Source organism: Curtobacterium sp. Curtsp22, from assembly GCF_059492135.1.
Map to the genome: position 1 here is coordinate 1,562,775 of NZ_CP168519.1, position 19,732 is coordinate 1,582,506.

A 19,732-nucleotide genomic window follows, 5' to 3' on the forward strand; every position below is an offset into this window, starting at 1 on the left:
TGACACCGGCCGCTCTGTGCGCGACCGGCGAACGCACGGCACCGGGCAGCGCCGCTCAAGACGGGGCGTGCACGCGCTGCTGCGCGGCGAGGAGCCCGAGGTCCGCGATCGCCTCGACCGCGTCCGCGCCGTCCGCCAGCAGGTTCGGCAGCGTCTTCTTCTCGGTCGGCGAGAAGTCACGCAGCACGTAGTCGGCGGGGTCCTGGCGCCCGGGGGGTCGGCCGATGCCGATCCGCACGCGGGTGAACTCGTTGGTCCCCGTTGCCTTGATGATGTCGCGGAGGCCGTTGTGCCCGCCGTGCCCGCCACTGCCCTTCAGGCGGACGGTGTCGAACGGCAGGTCCAGCTCGTCGTGCACGACGACGAGGTCGGCCGGGGTGGCGCTGTAGAACCCGAGCACGCTCGAGACCGGGCCACCCGAGGTGTTCATGAACGACCCGGGCTTGGCGAGCACCAGGCGGGGTCCCCCGGGAACCAGGCGCCCTTCGGCGACCTGGTTCGGGGTCTTGTGCTTCTTGAACGTCGCGCCCATGCGAGCGGCGAGTTCGTCGAGGACCATCTGGCCGACGTTGTGACGGTTGCCCGCGTAGCCGGGCCCGGGGTTCCCGAGCCCGACCACGACGAGCGTCTTGCCTGTCATCAGCGTCGGCCAGATGTCCGTGGAGGGGTGTTACTCGGAGTCGGCCGGGGCGGAGCCGCCCTCGGTGCCGGACTCGGCGCCCGCCTCGGCAGCGGCCTCGTCGGCGGCGTCGTCGTCGGCGGTGCCACGCGGGGTGACGATCGCGACGACGAGTGCCTCGGCGTCGGTCTCGAGCTCGGCGCCCTCGGGGAGCTGGAGCTGCGAGGCGTGGATCTGCGTGCCGTCCTCGAGGCCCTCGACGTCGACGACGACGTGCTCGGGGATCGAGGTGGCGAGCACCAGGAGCGAGACCGTGTTGAGGTCCTGCACGTGGATGGTGCCGGAGAAGGACTCGCCCTCGACGACGACGGGCACGTCGACGGTGACCTTCTCGCCGCGGCGCAGGACCACGAGGTCGATGTGCTCGATGATCTGGCGCACCGGGTCACGCTGGACGTCCTTGACGAGGGCGAGCTGGGCCGCACCCTCGATGTCGAGGTCGACGACCGCGTTGGCGGTACGGACGAGCAGCATGGTCTCGTGGCCGGGCAGCGTGATGTGCTTCGGCTCGGTGCCGTGGCCGTAGACGACCGCGGGGATCTTGTCGGCGGCACGGAGCTTGCGAGCAGCGCCCTTGCCGAACTTGGTGCGGACTTCCGCTGCGAGCTTGGTGTAGTCGGCCATGGTGTCTCCTGGTCTCGGGGACGACACCGGGGTGCCGGCATCGTGGGGGTCTGTGGTGTTGCAACTCGAACGCGTGCACGCGTGAGGAACGTTCCCAAGCTGGGCCGGGTCTCCCACCGCGTCGATCACGGCCGCGCATGCGCGGCCCTCGCCGAAGTCAGTCACCGAGTCTAGCAGGACCGATCCGGGCGTGTCGCACCGTGCCCTGGACGTCGGCGCAGGCGGCCTGGAGGCGCGGTGCGGGCCCGCACCGCGCCTCCAGGACGCAGGTGGTCGCGTCAGTGGCCCGCCGCTTCGGCGCCCTCCGGCACCTTGAGGAAGGACAGCACCACGAACGCGAGCACGTAGAGGCCGACGAACGTCCAGACGACGCCGCCGGGGCCGCCCCAGGGCAGCACGGCGCTGACGACGGCGTTGCCGAGGAACGTCGCACCACCCGCTGCGGTGGCGTACATGGCCATCGCGGCGCCACGGCGCTCCTCGCCGGCGAAGGCAGGGACGATCGCGCCCATCGGCGTGAACCCGGCGAGCATGATGCCGAAGACGGTGCCGGCGGCGGTCGCCAGCCAGAAGCCCCACTCGGAGCCGGCCGGCACGAGGTGCGGGACGTACCACCACGCGAGCAGGCCGATCGCCGAGGCGCCGATGCCGAACCACTTCACGGTGCGGATCCAGCCGATGCGGTCGCCGAGGGCGCCGAAGAACGCGTTGAACAGGATGTTGCCGGCGTAGACGATCACGGTCATCGTCAGCCACTTCGACTGGCCCCAACCGAGCTCCGTGCCGATGATCGCGGGCATGATCACGAACATGCCGAACTCCGGGGCGGTGTTCACGAGCCGGATGAGGACCGCGAGCAGGACCTTCGGGCGCTTGACGCAGACCTCGATGCCGCTCGCGATCACCCGGGCAGCGGAGTGCGAGCGCGGCGCGATCCGACCGAGGCCGGTGGGCTCGTGCACGCCGAACCGGACGATCGCCCAGCCGACCGCGACGAGGAGCAGCGACAGCGCCATCGACCAGGTCTCCCCGGTGTGGCCGCCGCCGAACGCGGGGATGGTGCCGATCGCGATGAGCGAGCCGAGCGTCGGCAGGCCGCCGGTGAACACGACGTAGAACCAGCCGACGGCGGTCGCGTTCCGCTCGCGGGCGACCGTGTGGTTCACCCAGCAGAGGAACGAGAACGCGAACAGCGGGAAGCCGAGGCCCCGCAGGAAGTACGTCAGCGCGATGAGGCCGACCGACCCGGTGGGCAGCGCCGCGAGGAACGCGACCTGGAACACGACCCAGAGCACGGCGCCGATGGTCATCACCCGGCGCGGGCCCCAGAGCTCGGACAGCACTCCGGCGAAGTACGACGCGACGAGGACCGCGACGCCGTAGAGGCCGATCACCATCGCGGCGCTGTCGACCCCGCCGGAGCCGAGCGCCGCCGCGATGTGCGGGGAGATGAAGTTCGACTCGATGCCGTCGCCGGTCATGAAGACCAGGACGCCGAGGAAGCCCCAGCGCAGCGGGTGCGGGATGCCGAGGCGGGCGAGGAGTCCCTCGCGGACGGCGGCGGCCGGCGGTGGTGCGGCGGTGCCGGACTCGGGTGCGGTGACGCCGTTCGGCGGCGTGAGGGTGGTGGTGCGGGCGGTGCGGGGTTCCGACATGTGTCGTCTCTCCTGGAGGGGTCCCGGAGTGCTCGACCCGGCATCGCGGCATGTCTCCGGGGTGCGCCGCGCGCCGTGCAGCACCTCGCCCGCGCAGTGGCTGCGGGTGGGGTGCTGCGTCGGCGATGATGCGAGTCCTGTACCCGGGCCGCCCGGTGCTGTCGTCGGGGCGGACCCGGCGGACCATCGCCGGCCCGAAGCATGGTGCCCGAGATTAGACCGCTCCAACGCAGTCCGTCAAGAACGACAACTGTTGGGTAACGATGTGGGCTCCGGGGCCGCTCGCAGAGTACTGGTCAGTCCACGTCGGACGGCGCCGCCGGTGCCAGGTCGCGGATGAACTCGTCGAGGTGCCGGTCGACCTCGCGTTGATCGGGCTCCGCCGCGCGCAGGACCGCGGCGTCCGAGGCTGTCACGTGCAGAAGCCGCTGCCACTCGGCGTCGTACAGCGCCTCGCGGTAGCCCGACGAGTCCTGGCAGGCGACGTCCCGCTCGGCGATCGCGACCTCGGCGTCCTGCACCGGCGTCGACACCAGGTTCGTGCCGTAGTCCATCCGCATCGACTGCGAGGGCATCTCGCTCGGCGCTCCGGGCAGGTCGGCGACGGCGGCGTCCGCCATGCACGTCCGCCAGCGCGCCGCTGCCGTCACGACCGTCTCGTCGTTCCGCGCGGCCGTCCCGGCGAGGAACGTCAGACGCTTCGCGGTCATCGAGGCGCTCTGCACGCTGCCGTCCGCGTCGGCGGTCCCGACGGTGCGTTCGGCCTGGCGGAAACAGCGTGTGACGGCGGACTGCGAGGCGTCGGCGAAGGCGGCGTTCCGCTCCGGGTCGTCACCCCACGCGCGGCGGCCGTCCCGGTTCGCGCCGACGGTCGACGGCGCGTGGTAGCCCCGCGTCCGCGCGGTGTCCTCGTCGAGCGGGCGGGTCGACGACAGCGCCGGGGCCGGGTTGCCGCGCTCGGGGGGCTCCGCCGCATCCGAGGCCGCTTCGAGGCCGTCGATGGTCGCCCACGGCGGCGGGAAGTCGATGCCCGCCTTCCGCAGGCACGGCTGCATGACGAGGTCCTCGCCGTAGGAGGCCTTGTCCGACCCCGGCTGGACCCAGCCGTCCAACGGCATCGCCCACGTGGCGACGTCCCGCTCGACGGTCGGCTCGATCGCTCGGTCCGCCGGTTCGGGGAGGGCGTGCACGACGCCGGCGCCGAGTCCGACGAGCACGAGGGCGAGGGTGCCGGTCTTCGCGGCACGGATGGTGAGTCGCATGGTTCCCCTAGGCGCGGACGAGGCCGCGTTCGTGTGCGGTGATGACGACCTGGATGCGGTTCCGGAGTCCGAGCTTCGTGAGCACCGCGCGCACGTGGGACTTCACGGTCGCCTCGCTGAGGAACACGGCAGCGGCGATCTCCTGGTTGCTGAGCCCCTTCGCGACGAGCAGGAAGACCTCCCGCTCGCGGGCGGTCAGGGCGTCGAGGACCTCGTCACGTCGGTGCGTCTCGACGGGCACGCCCTGGGCGCGCAGGAGGTCGAGCGCCTCGGCCTCGGTCGGCGCCGGGCGCCCCTCGTGCACGTCGCGGATCGTGGCGGTCACGACGTCCGGGAGCGCGTCCTTCGTGAGGAACGCCGCCGCCCCGCCCCGGAGTGCGGCGAGCACCGCGTCGTCGCGGCGGATCGTGGTGAGGGCGACCACCCGGGGCCGGTTCTCGCCGGTCGCAGCCAGCCGGGCGAGCGTCTCGATGCCGTTCAGCACCGGCATGCGCAGGTCGAGCAGGAGGACGTCGGGCTGCACGGACGCGCACAATTCCAGGGCCGCGGCACCGTCCCCCGCGGTCCCCACGCAGGTCATGTCGGGCTGTGCGTCCAGGAGCATCTGCATGCCCGACGCGAAGAGTCGTTGGTCGTCGGCGACCGCCACGCGGACCGGGGTCACCGGGCCGCCTCCAGCTCGCCGACGACCGCCACGGGCAACCACGCGGTGACGACGAACTCGTGCTCCTCGTCGCCGGCCCCGGCCCGCAGCCACCCGCCGACCAGTCGGGCCCGCTCCTGCATCCCCGCGATGCCGGAACCGCGACCGTCCGCGACGACGAGCGGGACCGCCCCCGTCGACGTGACGACCACGCCGAGCCCGGGGCCCCGCCAGTCGAGGACGACCCGGACGGTCGCCGTGCGTCCCTGGTGCTTGAGCGCGTTGGTCAGGCTCTCCTGCACGATCCGGTGCACGGCGCCCTGCGCGGCCGGAGCGAGGAAACCGGGCTCGCCGTGCTCCTCGAGGACGGCGTCCATACCGAGCTCGCGCATGTCGGCGACGAGGTCGGGCAGATCCGTCAGCCCGTGCGGCGCGTCGGGTCCGGCGCCCTGGATCCGCTCGACGAGTGCCCGGACGTCGCCGAGTGCGGAACGACTGACCTCGGCGATGTCCTGCAGTGCCCGGGAAGCGTGCTCGTCCCGCACCGCGATCGCCGCCGCCCCCTGCGCCTGCGACACCACGACGGCGAGCGAGTGGGCCAGCGAGTCGTGCACGTCCCGGGCGATCCGCGCGCGCTCCTGCTCGGCCCGCAACTCGGCGCTCGTCACCTCGGTCTCGTGCTCGGCCCGCGCCGTGCGGACCCGGGCGAGGCCGATCCGCCACGTCGCTCCGATCGCCACGCCGACCGCCCAGGCGATCCCGCTGCCGCCGGCGATGGTCAGCGCGAGGAACACCAGGTCCGAGCGGGTGCCCGCGGTGGACCCCGTCCAGGTCGCCCACACGTCCTGGTCCGCCGCGGAGGCGACCACCATCGCCCAGGCAGCGGCAGCGCTGCCGACGCCGAGCGCCGGGATCGCGAGCCACCGCAGGAGGTCGGAGCGTCCCGCCCCCACGATGCCGGCGACGATCGCGATCGCGAGGTACTCGGGCCAGACCGTCGCATCGGGGCGCGCGAGCAGCCGCAGCGCCTGCAGCAGTGGCACACCGGCGATCATCCCGAGCGCGGTCGCCGGCATCCAGGCCGCGAGCCCGATCGCGACCGCGAAGGCGACGAGGACGACGACGTGGTCGGCGTCCGTGCGGCTGGCCTCGGCGACGAGCCACAGCACGAGGTAGACGGCCCCGGCGATCGGGGCGACGAGGTGCCGTGCACGGCGACGGAGGAAGAAGCGCATGCGGCCGAGCGTAGGGGCGGTGTCCGGCGGGGAGCGAGCGCTGGAGGCGGCTTTCATCCGAGTGGATGAGGCTCGGCCAGTGGTCAGCGGCCGACCTCGCGTCGGTGTTGCTGGGCGGCCGCGAGGATTTCGCGGGCTCGGTCGCTCGTGGTCTCGGCATCGTCACGGGCGTGCCCGAGTCGCGTGACCTCGGCCGTGGCGTCGGCGAGCTGGCGTTCGAGGTCGGTCCGGCGGGCCTCGGCGGTCGCGAGGGCGTCCTCGGCCGCGTCGAGTGCGGCGTCGGCGTCGCGGGAGTCCGTCCGTGCGGCCGTCTCGGCCTCGCGCGCTGCGCGGCGTTCGGCGGCCGGGTCGGTTTCGCGTGAGGAGTCCGGGGCAGGCTCGGGCTCGTGGTCCGGCTTGCGGTCGGGTTTCCGGGAGGCGCGGGTCGTCCCCGCCGCGCGTCTCCCCTCCGTGATGGGGATCGGCGCCGCGCCGCTCCCCGACCACGCATCGGGCACCGCATCGGGATCGGCGAGCGCCCCGTCGAGGTCCACGTCGTCGAATCCGGCGCTCTCGAGCGCGCGGACGAGGAGCCCGGAGCGCACCGCGGCACCGGCGTGCGGGTCCGCCATCGCGGCCTCGATCGTCGCCCGCACCTGGTCGAGCACGGCCGGCGTCACCGGGTGCCCGGCATCGGACGCGAGGTCGGCACCGGCCTGCGTGAGCGCGTCGACCACGCCCGCTCGCTGACGCCGGAGCTTCCGGATGACGGCCGGGTCGGCGTCCGCCTGTGCCTGGCGGATGGCGGGTCCGAGGTCGACGGCCTCGTCCAGTGCGCCCTCGTGCGCCAGCAGGTCGATGACCCAGGCGGCCGGCGCCGGCTTCCGGAGGCCGCCGATCGCCGTCGCGAGGGCACGGTCGTCCTTCCGGACCGCCCGCTGACGAGCCGTCCGCTCGGCGACGAAGTCCGCGGGCGCGACGAGGAGCAGTTCCCTCGCCACGTCCGCGAACCCCATGCGGCCCAGCTTGCCCGCTACCAGTCGTGGACGGTGCCGTCGGCGAGGCGGTTGAAGGGCAGGTACGCCTGCTCGTAGGGGTACTTGCCCGCCTCGTCGACGTCGAGCGAGACCCCGAGGCCCGGCTCGTCGCCGGGGTGCAGGTACCCGTCGGTGAAGGTGAAGGTCTGCCGGAACACCTGGTTCGTCTTCGGGCCGTGCTGCATGTACTCCTGGATGCCGAAGTTGTGGATCGCCAGCCCGAGGTGCATCTGCGCCGCGAGGCCCACCGGCGAGATGTCGGTCGGCCCGTGGAACCCGGACTTGATCTGGTACATCGCGGCGTAGTCCATCGTCTTCTTGAGCGGGGAGATGCCGCCCATGTGGGTCACGGCACCGCGGACGTAGTCGATGAGCTGGTCGCGGATGATGTCCTTGAAGTCCCAGATCGTGTTGAAGACCTCGCCGATCGCGAGCGGCGTCGTGGTGTGCTGCCGGACGAGCTTCAGGGCCTCCTGGTTCTCGGCCGGGGTGCAGTCCTCGAGCCAGAACAGGTCGTACGGCTCGAGCGACTTGCCGAGCTTCGCCGCCTGCAGCGGGGTCATCCGGTGGTGGCCGTCGTGCAGCAGGGGCAGTTCGGGGCCGAACTCGTTCCGGACGGCCTCGAACACGGTGGGCACGTGGCGCAGGTACGCCCGGGTGTCCCAGTCCTCCATCGCGGGGAACGCACCGCGCTGCGCGGGCTCGAAGTCGTAGCGGACGCCCTCGTTCCCCGTCGTCGTCTTGTTCGACGCGATGCCGTAGATCGACTCGAGGCCGGGGACGCCCGTCTGCACGCGGATCGAGCGGTAGCCCTCGGACTGGTGCTCACGGATGGAGTCGAACAGCTCCGGCAGCTCCTTGCCCGAGGCGTGGCCGTACGCCATCAGCCCGGTCCGGGAGGCGCCGCCGAGCAGCTGGTACACGGGCATCCCCGCGACCTTGCCCTTGATGTCCCAGAGCGCCATGTCCACCGCGGCGATCGCGGCCATGGTGACCGGACCCCGCCGCCAGTACGACGAGCGGTAGAGGAACTGCCAGGCGTCCTCGATCCGGCTCGCGTCGCGGCCGACCAGCAGCGGCACGACGTGCTCGGACAGGTAGGTGGCGACGGCGAGCTCACGACCGTTCAGGGTGGCGTCGCCCAGCCCGGTGACGCCGTCGGCGGTGGTGAGCTTCAGCGTCACGAAGTTGCGGTTCGGGCTCGTGACGATGACCTCGGCGCGGTCGATCAGCTGCCCACGGTCGGCCGACGCCCACGTGTCCGGACGTCCGGCGGTCGGATCGGTCGCCGCGCCGGCGTCGGTCGCACCCGGCACCGGGGTCGCGGGGTTCGTCGTGGTGTCGGTCATGCGTGGACTCCTTCGTCGGTTCTCGTGCGCTCCGCGGTGTCCCGCGCGGCACGGATGCGGTCGGCCGCGGCGGTGATCGCCGCGACGACGGGGGTGGTGTCGAGGTCGGGGGCGATGACGCGCAGCACGTCGTGCACGTCCGAGTCTGCCCCGGGGGCTCCGTCGTCGCTCACCAGGTCGGGCTGCTCGGTCAGGTGCAGCCACCACGCCGCGATGGCGGTCGCGGCACCGGGACCGATGCCCGCGGACGGGTCGCGGTCCAGCCGGCGCCGGAGCACGTCGACCACGCGGACGGGGAGCTTCTCGGAGCCGCCGGCGGCGATCTGCCGGAGGGTGTGCCGGATCCGGGGGTTCGCGAACCGGTCGACCAGGGCGTCGCGCGCCGCGGCGACCTCGGCCGCGGGCAGCGGGAGCTCGAGCGCCGCTTCGTCCCAGAGCTGCTCGACGGCCGCCCGGCAGACGGGGTCGCCCATCGCGGAGGCGACCGTGTCGTGGCCGAGCTGCAGACCGAGGTACGCCAGCAGTGAGTGGGACCCGTTCAGGAGCCACAGCTTCCGCTGCTCGTACGGGGTGACGTCGTCGACGATGCGGACGCCGGCGGTCTCCCACGCCGGACGGTCGATCCCCGCGAAGCCGTCCTCGAGCACCCACTCCGCGAACGGTTCGGTGACCACGGGCACCCGGTCGCCGTCGAGCGCACCGGGGAGCTCCGCCAGCGCCGCCACGTCGTCGTCGGTCGTGGCCGGGGTGATCCGGTCGACCATCGACGAGGGGAACGAGACGTTTGCGTCGACCCAGTCCTGCAGCGCCGGGTCGGACACGGCGGACGTCACCGCGTCACGGAGCACGTCGCCGTTGTGGGTCAGGTTGTCGAGGCTGACGAGCGCGATGCGCCCCGACCCCGCGGCGCGGCGGGCTTCGAGCCCCTCGACCAGGCGGGCCGGGATGTCGGAACCGGACCGGTAGCCCTGCTCGGTGACCGTCAGCGTGACGACGGTGGTCGCCGGGGACGCGACAACGTGCCTCCAGGTCGAGGAGTCGCTGCCCGGGTGGGCGGCAACGATCGTGTCGACCACCTCGGCGTCGTCGCCCGAGGCGGCCCGGGTGACGAGCGTGTACCGGCATCCCTGGGCGTCCAGCGCGTCGGCCGTGTCCGGCGAGCGTCCGGTGAAGGCGGTGATGCCCCACGGCTCGCCGGCGGCGTGCGCCGTGTACCAGGCGAGGTGGGCGCGCGCGAACGCACCCACCCCGAGGTGCACGATGCCGGGTCGGCGATCGGTCATGCCGACACCGGGACGAGGGACCGCAGGTACGCCAGGTTGTCGGCGGTGCGGGCCTCGAGCGGGAGGTCGGTGGAGAAGTCCTCGATCGTGACCCAGCCGTCGTAGCCGACCTGGCGGAGCGCGTCGAGGTACTCGGAGACGGACGCCTGGCCGGTGCGCAGCGGTGCCCACTCGTTCTGCCAGATCGTGCTGCCGTCGGCCCGGGTGTCGCCGGTGTCGACCCAGCGGGCGTTCTTCACGTGCGCGTGGGCGAGGTACGGGCCGAGGAGCTCGAACGCGGCGAGGTGGTCCTCGTACCCCTCGATCACGAGGTTGCCGAGGTCGTGGATGACGCCGACGTGCTCCGGGTCGAGGCCGTCGACGAGCCGGAGCGCCGCCGACGCCGAAGGCGTGATCGTCATGTGGTGCAGCTCGACGAGTGCCTTCACACCGAGCTCGGTCGCACGCGAGACGGCCCACTCGAGGTGCGCCCGGGTGCGGTCGAAGATCTGCGTGTAGGTCTCGCCGGTGCGCTCCTTCTCCTGCCGGTACATCGGCATCGAGACGCGGACCTGGCGGGCGCCGAGCTCGCTCGTGACGCGGAGCATGGTGTCGACGCCGTCACGGTTCGACGCCTGCTGGTACCCGCCGATGCCGGAGTACTCCAGCCCGGCGGCGTCGGTGGTGCGGGCGATCTCGCCGACCTGGTCCTCGATGCCGGTGAACTGCCACGTGGAGTTGTTGCCGGCCCAGAATGAACGCCCGGCGGGCACCGTCTCGCCGGAGGCCGGACGGTCGTCGACGATGCGCCATTCGATGCCGTCCCAGCCCTGCTCGGCGAGTGTCTGCGCGGCCTGTGACGGGGTCCAGTCGGGGGTGGAGGCGGTGAACACGGAGAACTTCATCGGGTGGCTCCTTCTGCTGCGGGTGCGCCGACGACGGGGACGACGTCGTCGTACGCGCCCTCGATCACGTCGTCGATCCGGACGGGCTTGCCGAGCGTCGCGCTGACGTAGAGGCCGCGGACGGTGGCGAGGGACACGAGGGCCGCGTCGACCGTGACGCCGGGTTCGCGGCCGTCGCGGATCGCCGCGACGATGTCGGTGTACTGCCGGGCGTGACCGGCGGCGAAGTGGTCGGGTTCGGCCGGGCCGCCGACGACGTGCTCCGGCGGGACGACCTCGTCCTTCTGGTCGACCGCGCCGGCGACGGCCGTGGCGTTCGCGGTGGTGGACGCGGACTCGAGCGTCGCCGCGTCGGGGGCGATGTGGAAGTACGCCAGGCGGTCGTCGTCGACGATCGCGGACCCGTGCGTGCCGTAGACGGCGTAGCGGGCGGAGAGGCCCGGGTACGCGGCGGTCGTGCAGTGGATGACGCCGAGCGCTCCCCCAGCGAACCGGACGGTGGCGACCGCGGTGTCCTCGACCTCGATCCGGTCGTGCGCGAGCAGGCCGGTCTGCGCCGAGATCTCGACCGGACGGCCGAGCGCCCAGACGAGCAGGTCGACGGTGTGCACGCCCTGGTTCATCACCGCGCCGCCGCCGTCGAGCGCCCAGGTGCCGCGCCAGTCGCCGGAGTCGTAGTAGCCCTGCGAGCGGTACCAGGCGACGCTCGCGAGGCCGGAGGTCACGGTGCCGAACCCGCCGTCGTGGGCGGCTGCTGCAACGGCGGCGGAGGCCGGGTCGAATCGGTGCTGGCTGATGACGCTCGTCACCAGTCCGCGCGCTCGTGCGGAGGCGGCGAGTGCGGCGATCTGCCGTGCGCGGGGCATCGTGGTGTCGAGGGGCTTCTCGATGACGACGTGCTTGCCGGCGGCGAGGGCGGCTTCGGCCAGCTGGACGTGCATGCCGGACGGCGAGCAGATCGCGACGACGTCGATGTCGGTCTGCGCGATCGCTTCCTCGATGGTGGACGTCGTGATGGGGCGGGTGACGCCCATCGCCTCGATCTCGTCGGCGGCGCTCGTGGCCGCTGCGGGGATCGCGTCGACGAGGGCGACGACCTGCAGGTCCGGGTGGTGGACGGCGACCTTGGCGTGGTGGCGTCCGATGACGCCGGCGCCGACGACGGCGAGCTTGAGCGGGGTGGGTTCGGTCATCGCAGGGTGACTCCGATCTGGTCGGTGAGCTTCCGGAGGGCACGACCGGCGCGGCCGAACGCCGCGGGGCCGGAGAATCCGCCGAGGTGGGTGAAGTCGCTGAGGTGCGGCTCGAGCGAGGCGTAGCCGGAGTACCCGGCGTCGCGCAGCGCGGTGAGGGTCTGCAGCAGTTCGCCGTCGCCCTCACCCGCGGGGACCACCGACGAGTCGGCGGCGAGGGCGTCCTTGACCTGCAGGTAGTCGACGTACGGCGCGAGCTGTGCCCATCCGTCGGTGAACGGCTTGACGCCGCACTGGACGTAGTTAGCGTTGTCCCAGGCGAGTCGGAGCGCGGGCGAGCCGACGCTCTCGACGATGTCGAGCACGCGTGAGGGGACGTCGCCGTAGATGTCCTTCTCGTTCTCGTGCAGCAGCGTGACGCCCTCGCGCTCGGCGAGGTCGGCCAGGGCGCGCATCCGGACGAGGACGTCGTCGCGGACGGCTTCGGGCTGCCGGCCCTCGAAGTAGAACGAGAAGATCCGGATGTTCGTGGTGCCGAGGGCGTGCGCGGCGACGATCGCGCGGCCGAGGCGTCCGACCTCGTGCTCGACGGGTTCGTCGACCGACACCTTGCCGATCGGCGAGGCGATGGCGGACACGGTCTGCCCGCGGTCCTCGAACAGACGGTGCAGGCCGGCGAGCTGGTCCTCGTCGAGGTCGACGACGTTCACCCCCCACGCGCTGCGGACCTCGATGGCGCTGGCGCCGAGCGCCTGCAGCACCGCGACCTGGATCGCCGGATCGGCGTCGATCTCGTCGCCGAAACCGGAGAGTTCCCAACTGGGCTGGGTCATTGCATTCCCTTCATGCGACCAGCCTGGAGGCGCGGGGCGGGCTGGCACCGCGCCTCCAGGCAGTCTGTGGACAAGTCGGCGGACTGCACAGCGCTACTTGACGGAGCCGGCGGTGAGACCGCCGACCAGGTAGCGCTGGAAGATCAGGTAGAGCGCCACGACCGGAACCGCGCAGACGATCGAGGCGGCCATCATCTGGCCGTAGATCGGGACGGCGCCGCCCTCCTGCGTGGTGCCGAGGACCTGCAGGACGACCGCCACCGTGCGGGTGTTGGGGGTCGTCATGATCGTCGAGAACAGGACGTCGTTCCAGCCGAGCAGGAAGGCGAAGATCGCCGACACGACGATGCCGGGCCACGAGAGCGGCAGGACGATCTTCGTGAGGATCTTGGTGCTGGACGCGCCGTCGATGCGGGCGGCCTCCTCGAGTTCCTTCGGCAGGCCGCGCAGGTACGTGACCATCACCCACGTCGAGAACGGTAGGGCGAACGTCAGGTAGGTGACGAACAGTCCCCAGCGGGTGCCGATGATCTGCACGCCGGTGGCGCTCGCGATGTTCGAGAACACCACGAACACGGGCAGGAGCAGGAGCGTGCCGGGGATCGACTGCAGCGCGAGCAGGCCGCGGAGGAACGTCAGGCGTCCGAGGAAGCGGAACCGGACCAGCACGTACGCGGTGGAGACGGCGAGCGCCGCACTCGCGACGGCGACGGCACCGGCGGTGAGCATCGAGTTCACGAGCCCCTCGCCGAGTGCGACCGTCGACCAGATGTCCACGTAGTTCGCGAGCGTGAACTCCGAGGGGAAGTACTCGCCCCGGGCGACCGCGACGTCGGAGTTGACCGACCCGAACAGGATGTAGAGCACGGGGACGGCGATGAACGCGATGATCACCGCGATCACGAGGATGAGCAGCCAGCGCGGCAGGAGCCGGGTGACGTCGGTGTCGTACGGGCGCTTGTGCCGACGGCCGCGGTCGCCGGCGGTGATGCTCTCGGTCAGCGTCGCCGTGGGGCGGGTCCGCGTGGAGGTGGTGAAGGCGCTCATGCTCGGGCTCCGTCGATGTCGGCGGCAGCGGCCGGGGTCGCTGCCGCGAGGGTGCGCCGGTCGGCACGACGCTGCTTGCGGTCGGGGCCCGCGTCGTCACCGGTGTCGAGCTTCACGGCCCGCAGGTAGACGAACAGCGGGATCGCGACGATCACGAGGGAGCAGATCGCCATCGCCGCGGACAGGCCGAAGCGGAACGACTGGAAGCTCGCGATGTACGTGAGGACGGGCATCACCTCGACGCTCGACGGCAGCGGGATGCCGAACAGCACGAACGGGAGGGTGAAGTTGTTGATGTTGTGCAGGATCGCGATGATCACCGCGAGGCTCAGGGGTCCGCGCAGGTACGGGAAGATGATGTAGCGGAGCTTCGCCCACCAGGTCACCCCGTCGAGTGCGGCGGCCTCGTGCACCTCGTTGTCGACCGCCTGCAGTCCGGCGAGGGAGAGCAGGTAGACGAACGGCCAGCTCGTCCAGATCATCACGCCGGCGAGCGCCCAGTACGACGCGGAGCCGTTCAGCCAGAGCACGTCGGTGTGCAGGATCGAGTTCACGACGCCCTGCGGCTGGAGCATCGTCCGGAAGAACGTGCCGACGACGAACGCGGGGAGCACGTACGGGATGAGGTAGATCGACCGGACGAGGCCGCGACCGGGGAACCGGTTCTGCGTCGAGATCGCCGCGGCGACGCCGATCGGGACGGTGACCGCGGTGACGAGCACCGAGATGGACACCGAGATCCAGATCGAGTGGAGCAGGGGCGAGTCGGTGAACGCCTCGGCGAAGTTCGCGAACCCGACGAACGGGGCGCTGAACCACTGGCGGAGCGTGTACTGGTCGAGGTCGAGCATCGCGATGTAGAAGCCCACGAGGAGCGGCACCACGATGACGGCGAGCATGAGGACGCCGCCTGGGAGGAGCATCCAGAGGGGACGCTCCCGCTTGTACAGCGGGGTCGTGCCGTGCGGACGGACCTCGCGGTCACGCGACTCGGTCGCGCGCGGCGCGGGGGTCTGGACCTGCGTCATCACAGGCCTCCGTTCTTCTGCCGGTCGAGCGTGGACTGGGCGTCCTTCTGGGCGTCCTGCAGACGCTTCCGGAGCTGGTCGTCGGTGACCTCGCCGCTCTTGAGCGACGGGATGGACTGCACGACGACGTCCACGAGGGAGAGTTGGATGTCCGACCAGGCACCGGTGAAGGCGGTCGGCTTCGAGAGCTTGCCGGCGTCGATGATCGGCTTGAGCTGGGGGTTCGCCGCCGCGAGTTCGGCCGCGGCGTCGGAGTTCGTCGGCAGGTTGCCGAAGAGCTTGTAGTACTCGAGCTGCGCCTTGGGCGTGCTGAGCTGCTTGATGAAGTCGAACGACAGGTCCTGCTTCTTGCCGTAGTCGGCCACGACCCAGTTGTCGCCGGAGAGGATGCTCGCCGCCTCGATGCCGCCGGATGGACGCGACGTGGCTCCCGGGGGCACCGTCGGCAGGAGTGCGAACTCGTACTTGCCGTCGACGGGGGTGTTCTTGAACGAGTTGATCGCGGTGGTGGTCGTCATCGGGAAGAACGCCGCCTTGCCCTCGGTGAACTGCGCGAGGGCCTGGGCGTTGTTCCACCCGATCGCGGCCTTGTCGACGACGCCGTCCTTGGTGACCCAGTCGAAGTAGGTGCGGTAGGCGTTCTCGACGGCCTTCGAGTCGATCTCCGCCTTGCCGTCCTTCGAGACGATCGTGTTGCCGGCGTTCTGCGCCATGCCCCAGACGAACTTCCACGGGTCGAAGCCGTCGGCGTAGGCGATCGCCAGGCCGTGCCGGCCACCCGTGGTGGTGGCCTTCGCGTCCTCGGTCAGCTGGTCCCAGGTCGTGGGCATCTCCGTGATCCCCGCGTCGGCGAGCAGGTCCTTGTTCACCGCCATCACGAACGGTCGGCTGGCGAACGGGATGCCGATCTGCTTCGAGGTGCTCGGTCCGGAGATCCCGAAGGACGCGGGGTCGAACTGGTCCTTGCCCCCGACGGCCTTCCACTCCTTCGAGCCCATCTCCACGAAGGCGCCGGTGGCGTACGCGGTCGGCGTGAACGTGCTGCCGATCGCGTACACGTCCGGACCCTGCCCGGAGATGACGCTGGTCTGGATGGCGGTGAGCTCCTCCTGGGCGGACGAGTACGTCTCCCACTGGACGTTCGCACCGGTGGTGCGCTTGAACTCAGCGGCGACGTCCTGCTGCCACTGCTTGCGTTCCTTGGGGTAGGTGGTGTCCGCGCCCATCATGACGCGGAGGGTGTTCGGGTCGTCGCCGCTGCCGTTCACCACGGCGCATCCCTGGAGGGACAGCGCAGCGAGGGCGACCACGGCCGCGGCACCGATCACGGTGCGGGCATGAAGTCTTCGCGTGTTCACGGGGGTTTCCTCCTCGAGACCTCCTCCGGGCGGCACTGCCCGGTCGACCCACTGTCGCGCGGTTGGCAACATGCGGCAATCGGTTGCCACTTGTTGCCAGACCGGTTTACGTTCGCTGCACCGGCGCACCGAGGCACCGGCAGACCGCACCGGCGCACCGAGGCACCGGCAGACCGCACCGAGGCGCAGGCCGGACGACGGAGGAAGCGTGACCGACACCGACACCGCCCGGCGGGTGACCATCCGCGACATCGCCGACGCCACCGGTGTGGCGCCGTCCACGGTGTCCCGGGCGCTCTCCCTGCCCGACCGTGTGAACCAGGCGACGCAACAGCGCATCCAGCAGGCCGCCCGGGAACTCGGCTACGTCCCGAACTCGCAGGCCCGGGCGCTCACGTCCGGCCGGACCCGCGCGGTCGCCGTGCTCGTGTCCGACATCACGAACCCCTTCTACTTCGACGTCATCCGCGGGACGCAGCACCAGCTCGCCGGTGCCGGGTGGACGCAGCTCCTCGTCGACACCGAGGAGTCCGCCGACGCCGAGATGGCCGCCCTCAGCGCGATCGCCGGGAAGGCCGACGGGGCCGTGCTCACCGCGTCGCGACTGTCCGACGCGCAGATCGCCCGGTTCGCCGAACGCACCCCGCTCGTCGTGGTGAACCGCCGGCCCGCCGGGGTCCCCTCCGTGCTGATCGACACCCCCGGCGGGGTCGAGCAGGCCGTGCAGCACCTGGTGTCCCTCGGCCACCGGGACATCCTCTACGTCGCCGGCCCGGACAGCTCGTGGTCGAACGAACGCCGGTGGAAGGCCCTCGTCCGCGTCGCCAAGCGCCTCGGTGTGCGGGTCGGCCGCGTCGGGCCGCACGCGCCGTTCGTCGATTCCGGAGCAGCGGCCGCCGACGCCGCGGTGCACGCCGGTGCCACCGCCTGCATCGCGTTCAACGACCTGATCGCGATCGGCATGCTCGCCCGACTCCGGGAGCGGGGCGTCCGCGTCCCCGAGGACATGAGCATCGTCGGCTGCGACGACATCTTCGGCGCCGACTTCTGCAACCCGCCGCTCACCACGATGACCTCGCCGATCGAGCGGGCCGGCCGGGTCGCGATCCGGATGCTCCTCGGCCGGCTCGGCGCGATCCCCGCCGACGAACTGCCCGGCGAGCACATGAGCGGCGCGGTCGCGCTGCCGACCCACCTCACCGTCCGCGAGTCCACCGGTCCCGCACCCGTCCCCCACGCGTCATGAAGGAGTCGACGATGACCCAGACCACCACCGCCACGCCGCTCGCCCCGCACCCGGACCGGCTCTTCGCAGCCGACCCGGGAGCGCGAGCGGTCGCCCGCACGGTCTACGACGCCGTCAAGGACGCGCCGATCATCTCCCCCCACGGGCACGTCGACGCCGCCCTCATCGCGGACGACCAACCGTTCGAGGACCCCGCGTCGCTGCTCATCACGCCGGACCACTACGTCCTGCGGCTCCTGCACGCGAATGGTGTCGGACTGGAGGCGCTGGGTCGCGTCGACCTGTCGGGAACCGGCACCGTGCCTCCAGGACGATCCATCTGGCGGAACCTGGCCGAGCACTGGGACGACTTCCTCGGCACCCCCGTCCGCTACTGGTTCGAGACGGAGCTGCACGACGTCTTCGGACTGACGGAGCAGCCGTCGGCCGCGAACGCGGACGCCCAGTACGACCACATCGCCGAGCTCCTCACCACGCCCGCGTTCCGTCCGCGCGCCCTGTTCGACGCCTTCGGCATCGAGGTCCTCGCGACCACGGACGCGCCCACCGCCGACCTCGCCGCGCACGCGCGGCTCGCCGCCGACCCCACCTTCACCGGCCGGGTGGTCCCCACGTTCCGCGCGGACGCCGTGTTCGACCCGTCGGGGTCGGACTGGAGGCACGTGGTCGCGTCGATCGGTGAGGCCGCCGGCATCGACACGGGAAGCCACGACGGGCTGTTGGCGGCTCTGCGCGCACGTCGCCAGTACTTCATCCAGCACGGTGCCACCGCCACGGACACCGGGGTCCTCGACGCCGGGTCGACGCCGCTGTCGGCCTCGGAGCGCTTGCGGATCCACGCGGCCGCGATGCAGGGTCCGTCCGCTGTGACCGCGTCGGAGGCCGTCGCGTACCGCCACGACATGCTCTACCGGTGGGCCGAGATGAGCGTCGAGGACGGTCTCGTCATGCAGCTCCACCCCGGTGTGCTGCGGAACCACCACACCCCCACGCTCGAGCGCTTCGGGCCGGACACCGGGCACGACCTGCCCGCGGTCGGGTCCTTCACCGAACCGCTGCGGCCGCTGCTCGAGTCGTTCGGGACCGCGCCGGGGTTCCACCTCGTGCTCTTCACCGTCGACGAGACCGTGTTCTCCCGCGAGATCGGCCCGCTCGCCGGCTTCTACCCCGCCGTGTACGCCGGCGCTCCCTGGTGGTTCATCGACACCCCCGCGGCGATCGGCCGGTACCGGGCGGCCATCACCGACTCGGCGTCGTTCACGAAGACCTCGGGGTTCATCGACGACACCCGGGCGTACTGCTCGATCCCGGCGCGGCACGACATGGCTCGCCGAGCGGACGCGGCCTACCTGGCGTCGCTCGTGGTCACGCACGAGCTGTCCGAGGAGGACGCGGTGCGGACGGCGCTTCGGATCGTGTCGGACATCCCGAGGGCGACGTTCAAGCTCTGAGGCGGCGGCTCCGGGCCGGGCCGCTGTGTGCGAGGTTCCGTGATCGGTGGGACGCTCGCGGCGTCGCACGCAGCACGGAACCTCGCACCGTGCGGATCTGTGTCACACGAGTTCGGCACCCGATCCTCGGAGGAGGTCGAGGGACCGCCGGATCTCGGCCTCGGCCGCGTCCGGAGTCGGGGACCAGTTGCACTCGAGTGAGACCGGACCGCGGTAGCCACCGTCGTGCACGGCCGCGAGGAAGTCGCGCCAGACGTCGTCGCCGCCCTCGGCACCGAGCGGGCGACGGTCGCGATCGCTGACGTGCACGTGGCCGATGCGGGCGCCGTGCTCCCGGAGGACGTCGAGCGACTCCCCCTCGTTCCGGATGTGGAACAGGTCGGCGACGACGTCCACCCCGTCGACCGCCGTCTCGTCCAGGAACCGGACGGTCTCGGCGACGGAGTGCAGGACGTTCGTCTCCGAGCGGCTCAGCGGCTCGAGCACGATGCGGAGGTCGTTCGCCGCGGCGGTGTCACGTGCCGTGCGGAGCACCTCGGCGAAGCGGCGGTGGGCCTCGGTCTCGGGCATGCCGTCGGGTGCCGTGCGGGCGGTCCCCGAGCCGAACACGATCTTCGCGCCCGGGTCGGCGACGGAGTGGACGATCGGGAGGACGGCCTCGAAGTAGCCCCGCACCGCGTCGGGGGCGGCGGTCAGCAGCGGGAGGTCACCGGGGACGAGGATCGCGAAGGACGGGAAGCGGTCGCCGGCGTAGCCGTCGTCGAGCACCCAGCCGCCGCCGTGGTCGTGGCCGCCGCCGTGGCCGTTCGGCCGGATCGCCAGGTTGTCGGCGATCGTCGGCTCCACGTGGTCGGCGCCCGCGCGACGGACGGCCTCGGTCAGTGCTGCTCCGGCGACGACGCCGAATCCGGTGAACGACATGGGGTCCATGCAACTCGGGGTGCGG

18 protein-coding genes are annotated in these 19,732 nt (G+C 71.8%); 2 read left to right on the forward strand and 16 right to left on the reverse strand.

Features of this window, described 5'->3' with window-relative positions; all coding sequences use genetic code 11:
* Window positions 1-55: 55 nt before the first annotated feature.
* From pth to ACEN8D_RS07425, 15 genes are all read right to left on the reverse strand, one after another.
* Entirely contained in the window at window positions 56-640 is a 585-nt protein-coding gene (gene pth / locus ACEN8D_RS07355; protein ID WP_070416779.1) for an aminoacyl-tRNA hydrolase, read from the reverse strand.
* Between the two features lie 30 nt (window positions 641-670).
* Window positions 671-1,303 (reverse strand): 50S ribosomal protein L25/general stress protein Ctc, encoded by a 633-nt coding sequence (locus tag ACEN8D_RS07360; protein WP_309778841.1) that lies wholly within the window; start codon window positions 1,301-1,303, stop codon window positions 671-673.
* A 278-nt stretch (window positions 1,304-1,581) separates the two neighbouring features.
* Window positions 1,582-2,958, reverse strand: coding sequence for an RbtT/DalT/CsbX family MFS transporter (locus ACEN8D_RS07365; RefSeq protein ID WP_309887901.1), 1,377 nt, complete (start codon window positions 2,956-2,958; stop codon window positions 1,582-1,584).
* A gap of 296 nt (window positions 2,959-3,254) precedes the next feature.
* A complete protein-coding gene (locus ACEN8D_RS07370; RefSeq protein WP_309887899.1) occupies window positions 3,255-4,220 on the reverse strand; it encodes a hypothetical protein in 966 nt (321 codons plus the stop codon).
* A 7-nt stretch (window positions 4,221-4,227) separates the two neighbouring features.
* Window positions 4,228-4,884, reverse strand: a complete 657-nt coding sequence (locus ACEN8D_RS07375) for a response regulator transcription factor (RefSeq protein ID WP_309887897.1) — start codon at window positions 4,882-4,884, stop codon at window positions 4,228-4,230.
* Entirely contained in the window at window positions 4,881-6,098 is a 1,218-nt protein-coding gene (locus tag ACEN8D_RS07380) for a sensor histidine kinase (protein WP_309887895.1), read from the reverse strand. The genes ACEN8D_RS07375 and ACEN8D_RS07380 overlap by 4 nt, the downstream gene beginning before the upstream one ends.
* 83 nt (window positions 6,099-6,181) lie before the next feature.
* Complete coding sequence (locus tag ACEN8D_RS07385; RefSeq protein WP_413461336.1) at window positions 6,182-7,093, reverse strand: hypothetical protein; 912 nt, start codon at window positions 7,091-7,093, stop codon at window positions 6,182-6,184.
* A 17-nt stretch (window positions 7,094-7,110) separates the two neighbouring features.
* The gene (gene manD, locus ACEN8D_RS07390; RefSeq protein ID WP_309887892.1) at window positions 7,111-8,463 is read right to left on the reverse strand and encodes a D-mannonate dehydratase ManD; all 1,353 of its coding nucleotides are present in this window, start codon (window positions 8,461-8,463) and stop codon (window positions 7,111-7,113) included.
* A complete protein-coding gene (locus ACEN8D_RS07395) occupies window positions 8,460-9,746 on the reverse strand; it encodes a mannitol dehydrogenase family protein (RefSeq protein ID WP_413398443.1) in 1,287 nt (428 codons plus the stop codon). Before ACEN8D_RS07395 ends, manD begins: the two co-directional genes overlap by 4 nt.
* The gene (locus ACEN8D_RS07400) at window positions 9,743-10,630 is read right to left on the reverse strand and encodes a sugar phosphate isomerase/epimerase family protein (protein ID WP_413398442.1); all 888 of its coding nucleotides are present in this window, start codon (window positions 10,628-10,630) and stop codon (window positions 9,743-9,745) included. The genes ACEN8D_RS07395 and ACEN8D_RS07400 overlap by 4 nt, the downstream gene beginning before the upstream one ends.
* The gene (locus ACEN8D_RS07405) at window positions 10,627-11,823 is read right to left on the reverse strand and encodes a Gfo/Idh/MocA family protein (protein WP_413398441.1); all 1,197 of its coding nucleotides are present in this window, start codon (window positions 11,821-11,823) and stop codon (window positions 10,627-10,629) included. Before ACEN8D_RS07405 ends, ACEN8D_RS07400 begins: the two co-directional genes overlap by 4 nt.
* On the reverse strand, window positions 11,820-12,656 hold the full coding sequence (locus ACEN8D_RS07410) for a sugar phosphate isomerase/epimerase family protein (protein ID WP_309887883.1): 837 nt from the start codon (window positions 12,654-12,656) through the stop codon (window positions 11,820-11,822). Before ACEN8D_RS07410 ends, ACEN8D_RS07405 begins: the two co-directional genes overlap by 4 nt.
* A 93-nt stretch (window positions 12,657-12,749) precedes the next feature.
* Window positions 12,750-13,703, reverse strand: a complete 954-nt coding sequence (locus ACEN8D_RS07415; RefSeq protein WP_071303147.1) for a carbohydrate ABC transporter permease — start codon at window positions 13,701-13,703, stop codon at window positions 12,750-12,752.
* On the reverse strand, window positions 13,700-14,731 hold the full coding sequence (locus ACEN8D_RS07420) for a carbohydrate ABC transporter permease (RefSeq protein WP_309778831.1): 1,032 nt from the start codon (window positions 14,729-14,731) through the stop codon (window positions 13,700-13,702). The genes ACEN8D_RS07415 and ACEN8D_RS07420 overlap by 4 nt, the downstream gene beginning before the upstream one ends.
* Entirely contained in the window at window positions 14,731-16,089 is a 1,359-nt protein-coding gene (locus tag ACEN8D_RS07425; RefSeq protein WP_229086828.1) for an ABC transporter substrate-binding protein, read from the reverse strand. The genes ACEN8D_RS07420 and ACEN8D_RS07425 overlap by 1 nt, the downstream gene beginning before the upstream one ends.
* Window positions 16,090-16,297: 208 nt before the next feature.
* Between ACEN8D_RS07425 and ACEN8D_RS07430 the strand changes: the two genes are divergently transcribed.
* The gene (locus ACEN8D_RS07430) at window positions 16,298-17,335 is read left to right on the forward strand and encodes a LacI family DNA-binding transcriptional regulator (RefSeq protein ID WP_070416787.1); all 1,038 of its coding nucleotides are present in this window, start codon (window positions 16,298-16,300) and stop codon (window positions 17,333-17,335) included.
* A gap of 11 nt (window positions 17,336-17,346) precedes the next feature.
* Window positions 17,347-18,786 (forward strand): glucuronate isomerase, encoded by a 1,440-nt coding sequence (gene uxaC / locus ACEN8D_RS07435; protein ID WP_413398440.1) that lies wholly within the window; start codon window positions 17,347-17,349, stop codon window positions 18,784-18,786.
* 102 nt (window positions 18,787-18,888) lie between these two features.
* On the opposite strand, the gene ACEN8D_RS07440 is transcribed toward uxaC, so the two are convergent.
* Window positions 18,889-19,707: a sugar phosphate isomerase/epimerase family protein gene (locus ACEN8D_RS07440; protein WP_413398439.1), complete on the reverse strand. Its 819-nt coding sequence runs from the start codon at window positions 19,705-19,707 to the stop codon at window positions 18,889-18,891.
* Window positions 19,708-19,732 lie beyond the last annotated feature (25 nt).

Excerpts from the sequence above, each read along its gene's own strand:
- pth (WP_070416779.1), bottom strand. The coding sequence starts at position 640 with ATGACAGGCAAGACGCTCGTCGTGGTCGGGCTCGGGAACCCCGGGCCC.
- ACEN8D_RS07360 (WP_309778841.1), bottom strand. The coding sequence starts at position 1,303 with ATGGCCGACTACACCAAGCTCGCAGCGGAAGTCCGCACCAAGTTCGGC.
- ACEN8D_RS07365 (WP_309887901.1), bottom strand. The coding sequence starts at position 2,958 with ATGTCGGAACCCCGCACCGCCCGCACCACCACCCTCACGCCGCCGAAC.
- ACEN8D_RS07370 (WP_309887899.1), bottom strand. The coding sequence starts at position 4,220 with ATGCGACTCACCATCCGTGCCGCGAAGACCGGCACCCTCGCCCTCGTG.
- ACEN8D_RS07380 (WP_309887895.1), bottom strand. The coding sequence starts at position 6,098 with ATGCGCTTCTTCCTCCGTCGCCGTGCACGGCACCTCGTCGCCCCGATC.
- ACEN8D_RS07385 (WP_413461336.1), bottom strand. The coding sequence starts at position 7,093 with ATGGGGTTCGCGGACGTGGCGAGGGAACTGCTCCTCGTCGCGCCCGCG.
- manD (WP_309887892.1), bottom strand. The coding sequence starts at position 8,463 with ATGACCGACACCACGACGAACCCCGCGACCCCGGTGCCGGGTGCGACC.
- ACEN8D_RS07395 (WP_413398443.1), bottom strand. The coding sequence starts at position 9,746 with ATGACCGATCGCCGACCCGGCATCGTGCACCTCGGGGTGGGTGCGTTC.
- ACEN8D_RS07400 (WP_413398442.1), bottom strand. The coding sequence starts at position 10,630 with ATGAAGTTCTCCGTGTTCACCGCCTCCACCCCCGACTGGACCCCGTCA.
- ACEN8D_RS07405 (WP_413398441.1), bottom strand. The coding sequence starts at position 11,823 with ATGACCGAACCCACCCCGCTCAAGCTCGCCGTCGTCGGCGCCGGCGTC.
- ACEN8D_RS07410 (WP_309887883.1), bottom strand. The coding sequence starts at position 12,656 with ATGACCCAGCCCAGTTGGGAACTCTCCGGTTTCGGCGACGAGATCGAC.
- ACEN8D_RS07415 (WP_071303147.1), bottom strand. The coding sequence starts at position 13,703 with ATGAGCGCCTTCACCACCTCCACGCGGACCCGCCCCACGGCGACGCTG.
- ACEN8D_RS07420 (WP_309778831.1), bottom strand. The coding sequence starts at position 14,731 with ATGACGCAGGTCCAGACCCCCGCGCCGCGCGCGACCGAGTCGCGTGAC.
- uxaC (WP_413398440.1), top strand. The coding sequence starts at position 17,347 with ATGACCCAGACCACCACCGCCACGCCGCTCGCCCCGCACCCGGACCGG.
- ACEN8D_RS07440 (WP_413398439.1), bottom strand. The coding sequence starts at position 19,707 with ATGTCGTTCACCGGATTCGGCGTCGTCGCCGGAGCAGCACTGACCGAG.